Genomic DNA, 14,787 nt, shown 5'->3' with positions numbered 1-14,787 from the left:
GTATGATATATCTATAACACGGTAAACCTAGCAATTAGCCGTAGATAAATTGGCAGAGGTGTAGCGGCAGTGGGCATAGTAGTTGAAAACGTATCCAAACAATTCGGCAGTTTCCGAGCAGTTGATCAGGTAAACTTAGAAATCCAAAGCGGGAAACTGGTAGCCCTATTGGGGCCGTCGGGATCTGGTAAGTCTACTCTGCTCCGCTTAATTGCTGGTCTCGAAAAGCCAGACGATGGCAGAATTATTCTGACGGGAAAAGACGCTACAAACCAAAGTGTACAAGAACGTAACATTGGGTTTGTATTTCAACACTATGCTTTATTTAAGCATCTGACAGTCCGGCAAAACATCGCCTTTGGGTTAGAGATTCGCAAAGCACCAGCGAATAAAGTCAAAGGACGGGTAGAACAGTTATTAGAACTAGTGCAATTGAGTGGGCTAGGCGATCGCTATCCTTCACAGCTTTCCGGCGGTCAAAGACAGAGGGTAGCCTTGGCTAGAGCCTTAGCAGTAGAACCTAGTGTATTACTTTTAGATGAACCTTTTGGCGCGCTTGATGCCAAAGTCCGTAAAGACTTACGCGCATGGTTACGCCGCCTCCATGATGAAGTTCACGTTACCACAGTTTTTGTCACCCACGACCAAGAAGAAGCAATGGAAGTATCCGATGAAGTCGTGGTGATGAATCAAGGGCGAGTAGAACAGGTAGGAACACCCGCAGAAATTTACGACAATCCAGCCACATCTTTTGTGATGAGTTTCATTGGGCCAGTGAATGTTTTGCCAAGTAGCTCCAGAATTTTCCAAAGTAGCCAGTTAGAGATAGAACATCCAAACGTATTTTTACGGCCACAAGATGTATTGATCGAAAAATCTGCTAACGGCACAACTGCACCTGCTACAGTCACTCGATTGATTCATTTGGGCTGGGAAATCAAAGTTGAATTAACCTTAGATGATGGACAAGTTGTCAACGCTCATTTAACACGCGATCGCTACGATGAGCTACAGTTGGAACCAAAGCAAAAGGTATATGTAAAACCTAAGGATGCAAAATCCTTTCCTTTGTACTACTCGATTTAAGGGTGTAGGGGTATAGGGGTTTAGGGGTATAGGGAAAAGACTAATATAAACAATTCTTCCCTTACACCCTCATACCCTCACACCCTTACACCCCCACACCCCCAACATTTTATTGAAATCACGAAAAACTACGTCGTTTGTTAGAGTGTCAAGCGATCGCTTATGCCTTATAAAAGAAAATAGTTAATAAATTTTTGATTGAAATGATTGATATGTAATGTCAATCAATTTAGAAAAAGACTTATTTTTTCAAGGGGAGCATGAGATATGGATATGCAAGTCCTGAGAGAGCGTGCGGGTCTTAGCCGTGCAGAAGTTGCCTTCAGGCTTGCAATCAGTGAAACCAGTGTCCGCAATTGGGAAGCTGGACGCACTGAACCAACAATGACACCAAAAAAATATGTTGATGCTCTACGTATATTCAAATGTACGCCGGAAGAACTAGCATCTGCCAGTGAGAAGTCTATTAATCAGCGTCATAAACGCAAGCCAGGAAGACCCAGACGTTTCCCAGAAAGTCCGGTAGTTCAGGTGACTGACTCGCCAGTTTGTAGTTAGATTCTCAAGGACTAGGCTTAATGAGAATAGTAGGTTGGGTGGAGCGATAGCGGAACCCAACAAAGTCTTGAGAATGTTGGGTTCCGTTCCTCCACCCAACCTACACTAGTCTAAGTTGTTGCCTTAACTGAACTGTATTGAGACATAACAGTCAGACCAACGAACAAGTTTAAAGAGATTCACTCATCGCCTCTTAAGGAGTTTAATTATGGACACCAGTCTTCCACTCGAAAGTCCATCCTTGTCACGGCGGCAATTTCTCAACTTTCTGACAGGAGCAACCGTTGCGGTTACTGCTGGTGCTGCGCTTTATCCTGCTGGCAAATTCTTCGTTGCTCCAGCAGAAAAAACGGGAGAGGGAGGTGCTATTCTCGCTAAAGATATTCTGGGGAATCAAATCCCTGCCTCGCAAATCCTGGCTGAAGCACCGGGAACCCGTGCCTTGGTCGCAGGTCTGGCAGGAGAACCCACTTACCTAATTGTTAAAGAAGATAACACCCTAGATCATATTGGGCTTGTCGATAACTGCACTCATCTCGGTTGTACCTTCCCCTGGAACCCTCTGGATCAGCAGTTTCAATGTCCTTGTCATGGTTCTCGCTATGCTCCAGATGGGTCTGTGGTAAGAGGCCCTGCTCCTCTACCGCTCAAAATTGTTCAAGTTGCAATGTTTAATAACAGTATTTTAATCTCGCCTTGGACGGAAACTGATCCCCGTACTGGAGAAAATCCCTGGTGGGTCTGAGCATTAACTGATTGATGTTGAAAAATCCATTTCCGGAAAAATCCATGATATTTAAGAAACCAATTCAGATGATATTGTTGGGATTTGCTATCTGGTTTTGCTTATTGGTTGGTGTTGGGCAAAACCAGACCATAGCAGCAACTCTCACAAATGCTGAATCGATATCTCAACAAAGAATACAAACTCTACCTGAACCACCCAATCTAGAATCGGGAGTCGATCGCTTTCTCACATCGATTCCAGCAGGCTACTACACGATCGCTAATGTCGAAAAGTTGAAAAGTGTATTAAAAAACCCTCAAACCCTGTTGGTGGATGTGCGGGAGCCTTCCGAGTATCAATCGGGACATATACCTAACGCAATTAATATTCCACTCCGAACCCTCGCTCATAATCTGGAACAAATTCCCCATGATCGTCCTGTGGTATTGTACTGTTCTTCAGGTTATCGCTCGGCGATGGGGGTAATGACCTTGCACCTCTTGGACTATGAGAATGTGCAGGGTTTTCCACCTAGTTTCGCTGGTTGGCAAGCCGCAGGAGAGGCGATCGCATTCAGGTAATATGCGATCAAAAAGCGAAAAATGCAGATGACCGACTTTTTGCATAAGTCGGGCATCTTCTCATGAATAATTTACGATCGCTATAGCCCCTAATTTCCAGATGCTCACACTATGACTCAAACTTTACGTAAAGTAATCACATTTGATGAGTTTGCGGCTTGGTATCCAGACAACCCAAGACGACGCTATGAATTACATGACGGAGTAATTATTGAAATGGCACCACCTACAGGCGACCATGAAGAAATTGTTGGTTTTTTAGCGACAAAACTCACATTAGAATACAGTCACTTAAATTTTCCCTATTTCATACCCAAGACAGCCTTTGTCAAACCCGTGGAGAGTGAATCAGCGTATTCTCCAGACATACTGATATTAAATCGCCCCAACTTAGTCAACAAACCACGTTGGAAAAAAGAATCAACAGTGAGTCAAGCAGCCTCAATTCCATTGGTAATTGAAGTAGTCAGTACAAACTGGCGTGATGATTATCACAAGAAATATGCTGACTATGAAATGATGGGAATCCCTGAATACTGGATTGTAGATTATGCTGCTTTAGGTGGGAGAGAGTTTATTGGCAAGCCGAAACAACCTACTATATTAGTTTGCTGTTTAGATGATGGCGAATATCAGATTCATAAATTTCGGGGAAATGACCGTATTCATTCCGCAACATTCCCAGAGTTGAATTTGACTGTAGAGCAGATTTTTCAAGCCGGAAATCCATCTACGTAAGTATAAACTCACGGAACTTATAAATGAACTTTCAACTAGTGCGATCGCTCACCATATTAGCTACGATGGCACGATAAGATTCTAAAATAATAGTCGTAATAAAAAAGTCTAAATGGCAGAAACATTATTCTTCAACGCTCTGCGGGAAGCCATTGATGAAGAAATGGCGCGTGATTCCAGTGTCTTCGTTCTGGGTGAAGACGTAGGACACTATGGCGGCTCTTACAAAGTCACCAAGGATTTATATAAAAAATACGGTGAACTCAGAATTTTAGATACTCCCATCGCCGAAAACAGTTTTACTGGTATGGCGGTAGGTGCTGCAATGACCGGATTGCGGCCGATAATTGAAGGTATGAACATGGGCTTTCTGCTCCTCGCCTTCAACCAAATCTCCAACAATGCGGGGATGCTACGCTATACATCCGGCGGTAACTTTAAAATTCCCTTGGTCATTCGTGGCCCTGGTGGTGTAGGTAGACAGTTGGGTGCAGAACACTCCCAACGCCTGGAAACCTACTTCCAAGCAGTTCCAGGGTTAAAAATCGTTACCTGCTCCACACCTTACAACGCTAAAGGATTGCTAAAATCAGCCATCCGCGACGATAACCCCGTTCTATTCTTTGAACACGTCCTGCTTTATAACTTGAAAGAGGACTTACCGGAAAAAGAATACTACCTACCTTTAGATAAGGCAGAAATCGTCCGTTCTGGTAAAGACGTGACAATCTTGACTTACTCGCGGATGCGTCATCACGTCACCCAAGCGGTAAAAGCTTTAGAAAAACAAGGTTACGACCCAGAAGTCATTGATTTAATATCCCTCAAACCACTAGATTTAGAAACAATTGGTGCATCAATTCGCAAAACCCACAAAGTCATCATTGTGGAAGAAGCGATGCGAACCGGGGGTATTGCAGCAGAACTAATCGCTTCCATTAACGATCGCTTTTTTGATGAATTAGATGCGCCAGTTCTCAGGCTATCATCTCAAGATATTCCTACACCATACAACGGTACTCTGGAGCGCCTAACCATCGTCCAACCAGAGCAAATCGTCGAAGCCGTGCAGAAAATGATTGCACTGCGCGTATAGAGACTAGGGACTAGGGACTGGGGACTGGGAAGGAAAAACTACTACCTCATACCCAATACCCAATACCCGATCCCTAATCACCAATCCCCAATCCCCAATCCCTAAAACCAACTCATAACTGATTCAAAGAGCGTTATTATAGCGTTTGTCAGTTGCGAGATATGGTATGCAGAAACAGCGATCGCTATTAGCGTTGATTGTAGTTTTATTAATCGCCGCCATTACGGTGATTTTCACAATTCCCATACCCTTGGGACTAGATTTGCGGGGAGGCTCACAGATCACAATTCTGGTGAAACCAACAGCCGAAATTAAGCAAATCACCGAACGTGAATTGAATGGGGTCAAAAGTGTCGTCGAAGGCCGAGTTAATGGTCTTGGTGTTTCTGAACCCGTGATTCAAACTGTGGGAACAGATAAGATCCTTGTACAGTTACCAGGGGTGAATGACCCAGAACAAGCGGAACGAGTGCTGGGAGGTACAGCACAACTAGAATTCCGTAAACAAAAACAAGGTACTGAAACCCAACTATTAGCATTTCAAGCATCAAGATTAGAACTGCAAGCAAAACAAGCAGAATTAAAAAAAAGTAACGATAAAGCCGCAGTTAATAAAAATTTAGAAGATTTACAAAAAAATAATCAAGCGATCGCCGAGTTATTTGAAAGCACCAATCCACCCCTTGATGGTCAACACTTGGAAGATGCCTATGGTGAACCAACTCAAGGTAGTAGCAATTGGAATGTTGCTATTCGTTTTGACCAAAAAGGCGGCGAACTATTTGCCGAACTAACAAAAAATCTTGCCGGTACTGGACGCAGCATTGGGATCTTCTTAGATAACGAACTCATAAGCGCGCCCAATGTAGGGATAGAATTTGCCTCTACCGGCATTACTGGCGGTTCGGCTGTGATTACAGGTAGATTTACAGCACAACAAGCCAATGACTTAGGTGTGCAGTTACGTGGTGGTGCTTTACCTGTACCAGTAGAAATTGCTGAAATTCGTACTGTTGGCGCAACCTTAGGTAAAGACAGTATCAACAGCAGTATCTACGCTGGACTTGGTGGTTTGATTTTAGTACTCATATTTATGGTGGTGTACTACAGGCTACCAGGATTAATTGCGGATATTTCCCTAATTATCTACGCTATCTTGACCTGGGCTAGCTTCGCTTTGTTAGGTATAACCTTGACCTTACCAGGCATCGCAGGTTTTATTCTCAGTATCGGCATGGCAGTAGATGCCAACGTGCTAATTTTTGAGCGCACACGAGAAGAACTACAAGCAGGTAAATCCTTATATCGTTCTGTAGAATCTGGCTTTTACCGCGCCTTCTCCAGCATCTTAGATGGTAACTTGACCACAGTGATTGCTTGTGCAGCCCTATTCTGGTTAGGGGCTGGTTTAGTCAAAGGTTTTGCTTTAACCTTGGCATTGGGTGTAGCCGTGAGTATGTTTAGCGCCATTACCTGTAGCCGCACCTTCATGTTTTTGGCAATTAGTATTCCTAGCTTGCGTAAACCAGAACTCTTCTGTCCCAACCTAGCAGGAACAAGTGCATCGAATAAGACTGAGGTGGCTCAATGAAACTAAGTATAAATAAATCGCGATCGCTTTGGTGGATTCTTTCCAGTGGCTTCATTCTGGTTGGTCTGATCTCAATGATCATCTCTTGGCAAAACCCCAATATTCGCGCCCCCTTACGCCCTAGTTTGGACTTTATTGGTGGTACAAGATTACAGTTTGAAAGGGACTGCACCAAACCAGGAAACTGCGACCAACCAATTGATATTAACGTTGTGCGGGAAGTAGCCAAAGCCCAAGGTTTAGGTGACAGCAGTATTCAAATTGTTACTGATAGAGAAACAGGAGCAGAAAACGGCATCTCCATCCGTACCAAAACCTTAGAGCGTGAGGAACGGACTAATTTACAAAATGCCTTAAGCGAAAAAATTGGGTCTTTTGACGAACAGAAAAATCAGTTTGATACAGTCGGGCCTACCTTAGGCAGAGAATTGTTTACCTCAGGGATGATCGCTCTGATTGTATCCTTCGCCGGCATCGTCGTTTACTTAAACTTCCGCTTCCAGTTAGACTATGCCGTATTTGCCATCATTGCTCTATTTCATGATGTCTTAATCACAGCAGGCATATTCTCAATTTTTGGTTTAGTTTTCGGTACTGAAGTTGATAGCTTATTTATCGTAGCTCTACTGACAATTACAGGTTTCTCTGTCAACGATACAGTAGTAATATACGATCGCATCCGAGAAACCCTAAAACTAGACCCCAATCGCCCCATCGCTGATATTGTCGATGATGCAGTAAACCAAACCCTGGGAAGGTCAATTAACACAACCTTGACTACCATGTTGCCACTGTTCGCAATCTATTTATTTGGTGGCGAAACCCTCAAAAACTTTGCTCTAGCTCTAATTTTTGGCTTCTTAGCAGGAGCTTATTCCAGTATCTTCATCGCCAGCACCCTACTGACACTGTGGCGTGAACGTACTAGTTCATCTACAGTATTACCAAACACAGAGGTAGCTGATACACAATAGTCATTACCCAATCCCCAATCCCCCGTAGCCTATGGATGAACCAGAACAACCACCAAGCTCTAGCAATGATACAGAAGGTAACGAGTCATCTTTAGTTGAACAAGTGCAGAGACTACACCAGTTGACCGTGTACGGTAGATGGTGTTTTGTTGGCTGTTTATGGCTAACCGTTGCACCTGTTTCTCTGTGGAGTCTACGGGCAGAAATTGCTTTGTGGCAACAATATTTTACTTGGGTAGCAGTACGCTATGGACTGTTCTACCATCCACTGTCTACCTTGGGTTTAGGTTTGTGTATAGGGATGACGGCTGCTATTTTAGTTTGGCAGAGTCGGAACATTTTGCTGGGTCTACCACAAGAGGAAAAGCAGCGCCTCGAAAAGCAAGTGTTTCATATCCGGCAGCAAGGGCCAACACACCCTTTATGGAAGTGGATTTTCCATTAAATACTCAACTGGGAAATAGTTGCATATACATACACATTTACGATAATTTCTTGCAAAATAGGACTAAAAGACAGTAAAAATACTGCCCTATCGGAGCAACTATACATGAGCTATCCTCAGATCCAGTTTCGTAATCGCCAGTCTGAAGTAGACCTTTATCAACTCCAACAGCTATTTAATGTTTCTGCTTTTTGGGCGAAAGGACGCAGTATTGAGGATTTAGGTATAGCTATTACCAACAGTGACCCAGTAATTTCTGTTTGGGATGCAGAGCGTCTAATAGGTTTTGCTAGAGCAACCTCCGATGGGATATATCGCGCCACAATTTGGGATGTTGTCATCCATCCAGACTACCAAGGTAATGGCTTAGGAAGCAAATTAGTCGAAACTGTCTTAGCTCATCCCCGCATAAGGTGGGTGGAGCGTGTATATTTAATGACTACCAATCGACAGGAATTTTACGAAAAAATCGGCTTCCAAGCTAATAACAGCACTACTATGGTGCTACATAATCAATCCCGAATTAGTTCTTTAGCTGCTACAGAAGTTCAGCTTCAGGAATCGTTAGGGGGATAGACAATTCTAGTCTAGTTAACTGTTCTGCTGCATAAAATTCAGGAGAGGGGAGGATTTCTAATTTTCCCCCCATCACCATTAGCAGTTTTTGATTAAGTAATAGCTTCATGCTGGGAGAAAGACGAGTGTTCTGTTTATCCGTCGGCGAAGATTCGTCAGTCCTTTGGAGTAAATCAATCGATTCACTTTTAACTACAGTATGACTAGGTAAATCTAACCAAATAGAAACATCTTTACTTTCAGGTGCAAGCTTTGCAGAAATAAAGATACTTCCTTCCTGCATTTGACCAATAGCGGTGTCTACTAAGTTTAACAAGACTTGTCTTAGCCATCTTGCATCTGCCAAAACATAAATCTCTGGGTCGGGAGGTGAAATCTGCAATTTTAAATTACGATCCACCGCCAGCATATAAGTTAATTTATATACTTCTTGTAAAATTTCAGCTAAAGAGTTTGGCTGAATATCTAACTTATTGTTACCGTGTTCTGTCTTGGCTACATTGAGGATTTCATCCATAAGATGCAGCAACTTTAAAGCTCTCTCATGAGCTTGGGCAATAAACTCCCGCTCTTCTGCTGGATCTTCACAAAGATCAGACAAAATTAACTGATGTAAACCAATGAGACCATTGAGAGGCGATCGCAATTCATGGGTAGTCCGTGCTAAGAAACCCCCTTTAAACTGGCTCATCTCTTGTGCCATTTCGTAGGCTAGCTGTGTTCGTTGGAGCTGTTGCTGGAGTTGTGATGTGTACTCTTGCTCCCCTGATGTGACTGTTGATTGGCTGGCAGTGGCGTTTGTAGACCGCGCAAATAAACCACGAAAACCAAGCCCCAATAATAATCCTGCTCCTAGATATACCCAGTTGCTCCAATTCATATTAGACAGTTATTAACTTGTTAAATTGACCGCAAAGTATAAAAATCAGTTTCCTTATTTTTTAGTTCATCAGTTCCGCTTGATCCAACAAGTTCTTAACTAATTCACTGCCTAAAAATCAGGAGACCAACATTATAACTGTCTAAAAAATGGAAGTGGGGATTGGGGGCTGGGGAGAGAGGCAGAGAGCAGGGAAAAAAAGGGAAATAGTTCTTTTCTCAGTTTTTCGTTTTGCCCCATATGCGCCTACTTTTCTCCTTTTTATGCCCTAAAAATCTAAACTTACTGCTCCTTGCCGCAAGATTTGCCAATTTTCACCTGTCCATTTGGCAACAGTAGAAGGTAAGCCAATTCCCTCCGCTTCCACTGCTGTTGATTCCAGTGTCAACACCGAGGGAAACTGAGCATCAATTTCTGACATTGTTAGTAAAGCTGGCTGTCCGGAGAAATTAGCACTAGTCGTGGCAAGAGGCCCAGTTTGTGACAAAATCTTTAGAGCGATCGCACTCTTAGGCACACGAATACCAATAGTTGTCGGATCAATTGGATTCATCACTTTGGGAACGCGATTACTCGCTGGTAATACTAATGTCAACGCTCCAGGCCAATATTGACTGACGACCTGTTTCCAAATTTGCTCATCTTGCTCACTACCTTCTACATAAGGCCACAAATCTTCTGCACTCGCAGCCATCAAAATTAGAGGTTTGTCCTGACTGCGCTGTTTAGCAGCAAAAATCAATTCTGCTTGCTCTGGTAGAGTCGCCAGCGCCGGTACTGTATCTGTAGGAAAACTAACTAAACTGCCAGCACGCACACCAGCTATTAATGCTGCTAATGAAACACTAGTCATGATTAACAATTCAAAATTCAAAATTCAAAATTCAAAACAGTTGGAGTTGGGGTAAAACATCACCAACTCAACTGATACTATGTGTAGACGTAGCGCAAAGTCTGAGCGTCGGCTTCCGGCGGTAGCGAGTCTGCGTTCGCTTTTAGCGTCTCGTAGAGAGTGTCACAGAACTTTGTAAGAGAGGGGTCTTAAACCCTTGAATTTACGATCAATTCAAAATTCAAAATACCCTACGGGTTCTCCGCAGGAGTAGGAAATTCAAAGCCCTCCTCCCTAATTTCGCTTACGCTCAAAATTGGTCAGAGGACTGTCGTCAACGATTCGGCTGACGCTCACTGCAAGCCTCGCGCATAATTCATCTCACGCTGTACTTGGGGTATCAGATGTGCGGCTACTTGCTATTTCAGCTACAGCGAAACGCTCAATACCAGCTAAATCAGAGTGGATTTGAATATTACTATAACTGCCCTGTTGGAGCAAAAGAGTTTGTACCGTGTCCGCTTGACCTGCCATCATTTCAATTAACCATATACCCCCAGGTCGTAAATAACTGGGGGCAACTTCTATCAGATGGCGGATGGCATCTAAGCCATCAACACCGCCATCTAAGGCTAAATGTGGTTCATGGTTTACTACTTCTGGTTGTAGCGTCGGCACGATGTCGCTGGGAATATAAGGAGGGTTAGATACCATGCCACTAACTTGACCTTTCAGCAAGGTTAAAGGCTCCCACCAGCGACCCTGATAAAATCGCATTCTATCAACCAGACCTGTGTTCTGGGCATTTTGCTGGGCGATCGCCAAAGCTTCTAAGCTGCAATCTACAGCATGAATAGTTGCTTCAGGGAAAGCATCAGCTAACCCCAAAGCGATCGCCCCACTACCAGTTCCCAAGTCTACCCAATGTCCTTGCTGTAACTGCCAAGCCAATTCACTGTTAGCAACAGCAGCTACAGCTAAATCAATCAAGCACTCAGTTTCCGGTCTAGGAATCAAAACAGCACTCGACACTGTAAGTCTGAAGTTGCGCCAAGGTGTAACTCCGGCGATGTACTGTACGGGTAAGCGATCGCCTAATCGCCTTTGCCAAAGTTGGTCTAACTTGTCCAGAGATAAACCCATCGGCACCTCAGACCAGTCTTTAAACGACTCTAAACGCAGCGCCAAGCGGTCTAAATCAGCTATTTCTTGCAACAGCCAATCCACTTCTGCTACGGGAATATTGTGAGCGATCGCTGCTTGATTTGCTCTAATACGCCACTGCCAAAGTTGTAAACCAGAAACTACATTTGCCTGTCGATTTGTCATGCCTAACGTGAATTCGGTCGGGAATTATTATTGTTACGATTAGGAGCAGCAGAAGTGTTAGGCGCTTTGTCTTTGGGTAGAGTCCTAATATATTCTCTCGATTCTGGAGATGGCACTAAGACAACTTGATTGAGCCAAGGATCATTCTTATTTTGTAATGTTTGTAGCACACCATCTATATCTAGAACTTGAATATCCGCCTTTGGATGTTTTGGCTTGACTTGCCCCAATAAGCCTTGTGCATCCTGTTTACTCAAAAATAGTGGGACAACTTGTTCGTTGCCAGTACCTACTTTGATTGGTACATAACCCTGATCTGGCGCAAATCTCACAGCAAACATCGGCACACTCTTAAACTGATTTACCTGTTGACCGCTTTGGCGCAATAAATCCATTGCCCCTTTAATTTCCTGGTCTACAGGTTTAAAAGCAAATAACAGGCGATTAGGGTCTTTTTTTGTTTGTTGCAACTGTTGATAAATCACTCCTAGCGGCACTGCGGTCACCTGTAGGCTTTTGACAATTTCCTGCATCTTGGGATCTTTATTTTTGGCATTCCGCAGTTCGTTAATAAAAGCCTGAGCTTCCTGCCGACTCATATAAGCCCCGGTGATTGAACCACCAGCCTTTTGTCCGTTTTGTGCGTTTGGTAAAGGACGGCTTAATGGTAAACCTTTTTCATTTGTAACTAAATAAATAGGTACACTATCCAACTTTTCTTTAATTTGCTGTTCTGATAATGCTATTGCTGGAAGGCTACCTAAAGATAATGTTCCCAGTAAAGTACTTCCAACTAAACCTAATGTTGCGCCCCAGCGAACCAATGCTTTCATGAGTATTCCTCGTCTTAATGTGTTCCAGTTGAGTTAGACAAATTGTTGGATTTACACGCCACCAACCCGTCTTAGTTATATATCAATCTCTTGGGAATGAGAAAAGTGGTGGTAGTTGTGAAATGCTCCTAATCTACTCTTAAAGCGCTAGATTTTCAAACTCTCAAGGATAGTTGTCCTATCTTTGCTGCCTGTTGACCGTACTCTTAGTTATACTTTTCTCAGTTTTGCTTAACTATTTACTACACATTCATGTAGATGCCTGTTAAATATAGCCGTCACCGGGCAGAAAACTTTCCCGCTTTTGTAAATACGGTCAATGTCATTTTATTGCCCTTATCCAAATATGAGGACGCTTTTAACAACTAATCGTTCCTCCTATTGCTAGTTACTTTGCTGCTTGATTTTATACATATATATTTAATTTTTAGAATTTAATTTTATAAAAAATTCTTTGTAATTCTTTCTTAATAGGCAATAGTTATAAGATAATTAATTTAACTTTTCCAGTGTAAATACAGGCATTGACAGTATTTTAAAAACATTAATTGAGTAGTGGCATAGTAAATTCTAATTGTTCTGATTTTATCCATAAGAAAAACCCATACCTTATTTTCAAAGGTACGGGCTTTTCTTATCAGTAATTTCAATCGGGATGACAGGATTTGAACCTGCGGCATCCTGCTCCCAAAGCAGGCGCGCTACCAAGCTGCGCTACATCCCGATTTCGCTTTATTCACACAAGCTTTATCCATGATAGCTGATTTTTTAGATATTGGCTATGTTTATTTCCCAAAAAAATTTAATGAGGATACCAAAACATACCTTTGATGCCTTCCGGATCTGGCATAAAACCCATAGTCCTGTAGAAATCTACAACATGAGGATCAGCAAAAAGAGTCACATTACTAATTTCTTCACTCCTGAGTTTTTTAAGTACATACTTCATCAAAGCTTTACCCAGTCCTTTACCTTGAAAATCTGGGTGGACTACCACATCCCAAATAGTGGCATTAAAAGCGTGGTCTGAGGTAGCACGGGCAAAACCAATCAGCCGCCTTTGGTTTCCTCGCACTTGCCACATTGTGGCTACGAGAAAACTATGCTCAATGGCTTTCTTTACTTTCCTTAAGGGACGACGTGACCAACCTACAGCATCACAAAGTTCTTCGAGTTCATACAGATCAATATCTCGCTCGGTGCTAAAAACGATACGTTCCGCATTTCTTGTAGCTGCCGAAGCGTCGCTTTTCGGATTAGAGTTGCCCGTAGCGTCTACTGTATGTTCTTCAAGCGGTTGTGTTCTACTTGTCGCAGATTCAGGAGTACTAAACCAAGTTTTCCAAAAACCCATGCCAACGCGGTTCGGGTAGTATAACTAAATTGGTGTTCACTATCGAGAGTGTTGATTCACACCTGACAAAGCAAGTACCATTGTTTAGCCCTTACGCTCAATTTTGTGAGAAGTCTTTGGGACTTTCAATGGTGACAGTCTGTTACGGAGTTTTTCACACCAATTATTTTCAACTTTAGCACTTTGTTGTAAAGGCTAGGACAAATTCCTCAAAACGAGAGTATCTAGAGAGTGAATTGTATATAAAAGAAATGAGGTATTGAGTATTGGGCAGTGTTGAGTACTGACTACTGAGTGCTTTGTTTACCCAGTAATTAGTACTCATTACCCAGCACTGATTTCCAGTCCCCAGTCTCCAGGCGATAAAAGCAAGCGAGTCTTACACTACGATGGCTTCGGGTTTAAAATCTTCGACACTGGAACTTCTCAAACGCTTTAATCGAGCGTTTCCCCAGTTCTATGAACAATTTGTCAGCAGTGAGATTCAACTGCAAAATTTGCGGCTAGCTTATCGTCTCTATAAAACCAGACGTGCCGTAATTGAGTTGAAGCCGGAAGGTAGTAAAAGTGCGCTGCATTTTGCCTACCGCAATCAGTCATTTCTTCTCAGTGATATTTTCGGTGTACTAGCTGCTTACGGACTAACTATTCATGGTCTGAGTCTATATGGACAAATTAGACCACCAATGTTAGTTTTTATCAAACTTTTGGTATCGCGTGGCAGTAAAGCCTTAACAGAAAAAACAGCAGAAAACGTTTGTCGCGCCATTCGTGAGGCTTTGGGAGGGCGGTTTGAAGTAGAAGAGATGCTAGCTGTGGAATTCAACCTAGATGTAGGTTTAGAACAAGTACAGACTGAATTCTATGTTGATCCGGTTTTTCATCTCCCCGCTTTGGTGATTGAAGCTGACAATCAACCGGGATTATTTTACAAAGTTATGTACGCCATTTGGCAAGAAGATTTACTAGTGGTTAATGCAAATTTACTAGTTTGGCGCGGACGGACTCGGCTAATTCTCTATTTGTTGGGACCAAATGAAAGCCTGATTCCGGAATATTTAGGACACAAAATTGCTGAAGGGGTACGCCAAAGGTTGTTGGGGAAATGATGGTAAGTACTAAGGACTAGGAATTAGGGACTAGAAAATGTAAATTAAACGCTATATGCGTACTGATCTCCTAAGTCC

The 14,787-nt window shown here is 42.8% G+C and carries 16 protein-coding genes and 1 tRNA gene; 11 read left to right on the top strand and 6 right to left on the bottom strand.

What is annotated here, in order from left to right; translation table 11 throughout:
- Positions 1 to 69: 69 nt before the first annotated feature.
- The 10 genes from H6G14_RS12990 to H6G14_RS12945 all read left to right on the top strand — a co-directional run bounded on the left by H6G14_RS12990 (position 70) and on the right by H6G14_RS12945 (position 8,372).
- The gene (locus tag H6G14_RS12990; protein ID WP_190567803.1) at positions 70 to 1,086 is read left to right on the top strand and encodes a TOBE-like domain-containing protein; all 1,017 of its coding nucleotides are present in this window, start codon (positions 70 to 72) and stop codon (positions 1,084 to 1,086) included.
- A 267-nt stretch (positions 1,087 to 1,353) separates the two neighbouring features.
- Positions 1,354 to 1,644: a helix-turn-helix domain-containing protein gene (locus H6G14_RS12985; RefSeq protein ID WP_190567802.1), complete on the top strand. Its 291-nt coding sequence runs from the start codon at positions 1,354 to 1,356 to the stop codon at positions 1,642 to 1,644.
- A gap of 208 nt (positions 1,645 to 1,852) precedes the next feature.
- Positions 1,853 to 2,389 (top strand): cytochrome b6-f complex iron-sulfur subunit, encoded by a 537-nt coding sequence (gene petC, locus H6G14_RS12980; RefSeq protein WP_190567801.1) that lies wholly within the window; start codon positions 1,853 to 1,855, stop codon positions 2,387 to 2,389.
- Between the two features lie 44 nt (positions 2,390 to 2,433).
- Positions 2,434 to 2,952 (top strand): rhodanese-like domain-containing protein, encoded by a 519-nt coding sequence (locus H6G14_RS12975; RefSeq protein ID WP_190567800.1) that lies wholly within the window; start codon positions 2,434 to 2,436, stop codon positions 2,950 to 2,952.
- Between the two features lie 111 nt (positions 2,953 to 3,063).
- Entirely contained in the window at positions 3,064 to 3,690 is a 627-nt protein-coding gene (locus H6G14_RS12970) for a Uma2 family endonuclease (protein WP_190567799.1), read from the top strand.
- A gap of 112 nt (positions 3,691 to 3,802) precedes the next feature.
- Positions 3,803 to 4,786: an alpha-ketoacid dehydrogenase subunit beta gene (locus H6G14_RS12965; RefSeq protein ID WP_011318312.1), complete on the top strand. Its 984-nt coding sequence runs from the start codon at positions 3,803 to 3,805 to the stop codon at positions 4,784 to 4,786.
- Positions 4,787 to 4,952: 166 nt separating this feature from the next.
- Positions 4,953 to 6,377, top strand: a complete 1,425-nt coding sequence (secD, locus tag H6G14_RS12960) for a protein translocase subunit SecD (RefSeq protein ID WP_190567822.1) — start codon at positions 4,953 to 4,955, stop codon at positions 6,375 to 6,377.
- Positions 6,374 to 7,351 (top strand): protein translocase subunit SecF, encoded by a 978-nt coding sequence (secF, locus tag H6G14_RS12955; protein ID WP_190567798.1) that lies wholly within the window; start codon positions 6,374 to 6,376, stop codon positions 7,349 to 7,351. The genes secD and secF overlap by 4 nt, the downstream gene beginning before the upstream one ends.
- A gap of 31 nt (positions 7,352 to 7,382) precedes the next feature.
- Positions 7,383 to 7,796 carry a hypothetical protein gene (locus tag H6G14_RS12950; RefSeq protein ID WP_190567797.1) on the top strand — a complete coding sequence of 138 codons (414 nt, stop codon included), beginning with the start codon at positions 7,383 to 7,385 and terminating at the stop codon, positions 7,794 to 7,796.
- A 105-nt stretch (positions 7,797 to 7,901) separates the two neighbouring features.
- Positions 7,902 to 8,372 carry a GNAT family N-acetyltransferase gene (locus H6G14_RS12945; RefSeq protein WP_190567796.1) on the top strand — a complete coding sequence of 157 codons (471 nt, stop codon included), beginning with the start codon at positions 7,902 to 7,904 and terminating at the stop codon, positions 8,370 to 8,372.
- Here the strand turns inward: H6G14_RS12945 and H6G14_RS12940 are convergent.
- The 6 genes from H6G14_RS12940 to H6G14_RS12915 all read right to left on the bottom strand — a co-directional run bounded on the left by H6G14_RS12940 (position 8,335) and on the right by H6G14_RS12915 (position 13,600).
- Positions 8,335 to 9,252 carry a sensor histidine kinase gene (locus H6G14_RS12940; protein ID WP_190567795.1) on the bottom strand — a complete coding sequence of 306 codons (918 nt, stop codon included), beginning with the start codon at positions 9,250 to 9,252 and terminating at the stop codon, positions 8,335 to 8,337. The two genes, H6G14_RS12945 and H6G14_RS12940, sit on opposite strands and share 38 nt — an antisense overlap.
- A gap of 268 nt (positions 9,253 to 9,520) precedes the next feature.
- The gene (locus H6G14_RS12935) at positions 9,521 to 10,105 is read right to left on the bottom strand and encodes an L-threonylcarbamoyladenylate synthase (RefSeq protein WP_190567794.1); all 585 of its coding nucleotides are present in this window, start codon (positions 10,103 to 10,105) and stop codon (positions 9,521 to 9,523) included.
- 360 nt (positions 10,106 to 10,465) lie between these two features.
- Entirely contained in the window at positions 10,466 to 11,413 is a 948-nt protein-coding gene (gene prmC, locus H6G14_RS12930) for a peptide chain release factor N(5)-glutamine methyltransferase (RefSeq protein WP_190567793.1), read from the bottom strand.
- Positions 11,414 to 11,415: 2 nt separating this feature from the next.
- Positions 11,416 to 12,246 carry an outer membrane biogenesis protein Tic22 gene (gene tic22, locus H6G14_RS12925; protein WP_190567792.1) on the bottom strand — a complete coding sequence of 277 codons (831 nt, stop codon included), beginning with the start codon at positions 12,244 to 12,246 and terminating at the stop codon, positions 11,416 to 11,418.
- 650 nt (positions 12,247 to 12,896) lie between these two features.
- Positions 12,897 to 12,970: transfer RNA gene (locus tag H6G14_RS12920), tRNA-Pro, on the bottom strand.
- 78 nt (positions 12,971 to 13,048) lie between these two features.
- Positions 13,049 to 13,600 (bottom strand): GNAT family N-acetyltransferase, encoded by a 552-nt coding sequence (locus H6G14_RS12915; RefSeq protein ID WP_010994290.1) that lies wholly within the window; start codon positions 13,598 to 13,600, stop codon positions 13,049 to 13,051.
- A gap of 389 nt (positions 13,601 to 13,989) precedes the next feature.
- On the opposite strand from H6G14_RS12915, the gene H6G14_RS12910 reads away from it, so the two are divergent.
- A complete protein-coding gene (locus H6G14_RS12910; RefSeq protein WP_010994289.1) occupies positions 13,990 to 14,709 on the top strand; it encodes a hypothetical protein in 720 nt (239 codons plus the stop codon).
- The last annotated feature ends 78 nt before the right edge of the window (positions 14,710 to 14,787 follow it).

The organism is Nostoc parmelioides FACHB-3921 (assembly GCF_014696625.1).
In the GTDB taxonomy this organism is placed as follows: Bacteria; Cyanobacteriota; Cyanobacteriia; order Cyanobacteriales; family Nostocaceae; genus Trichormus; species Trichormus parmelioides.
Note: the sequence above shows the minus strand (reverse complement) of the source record. Positions and strands in the feature narration are given on the sequence as shown.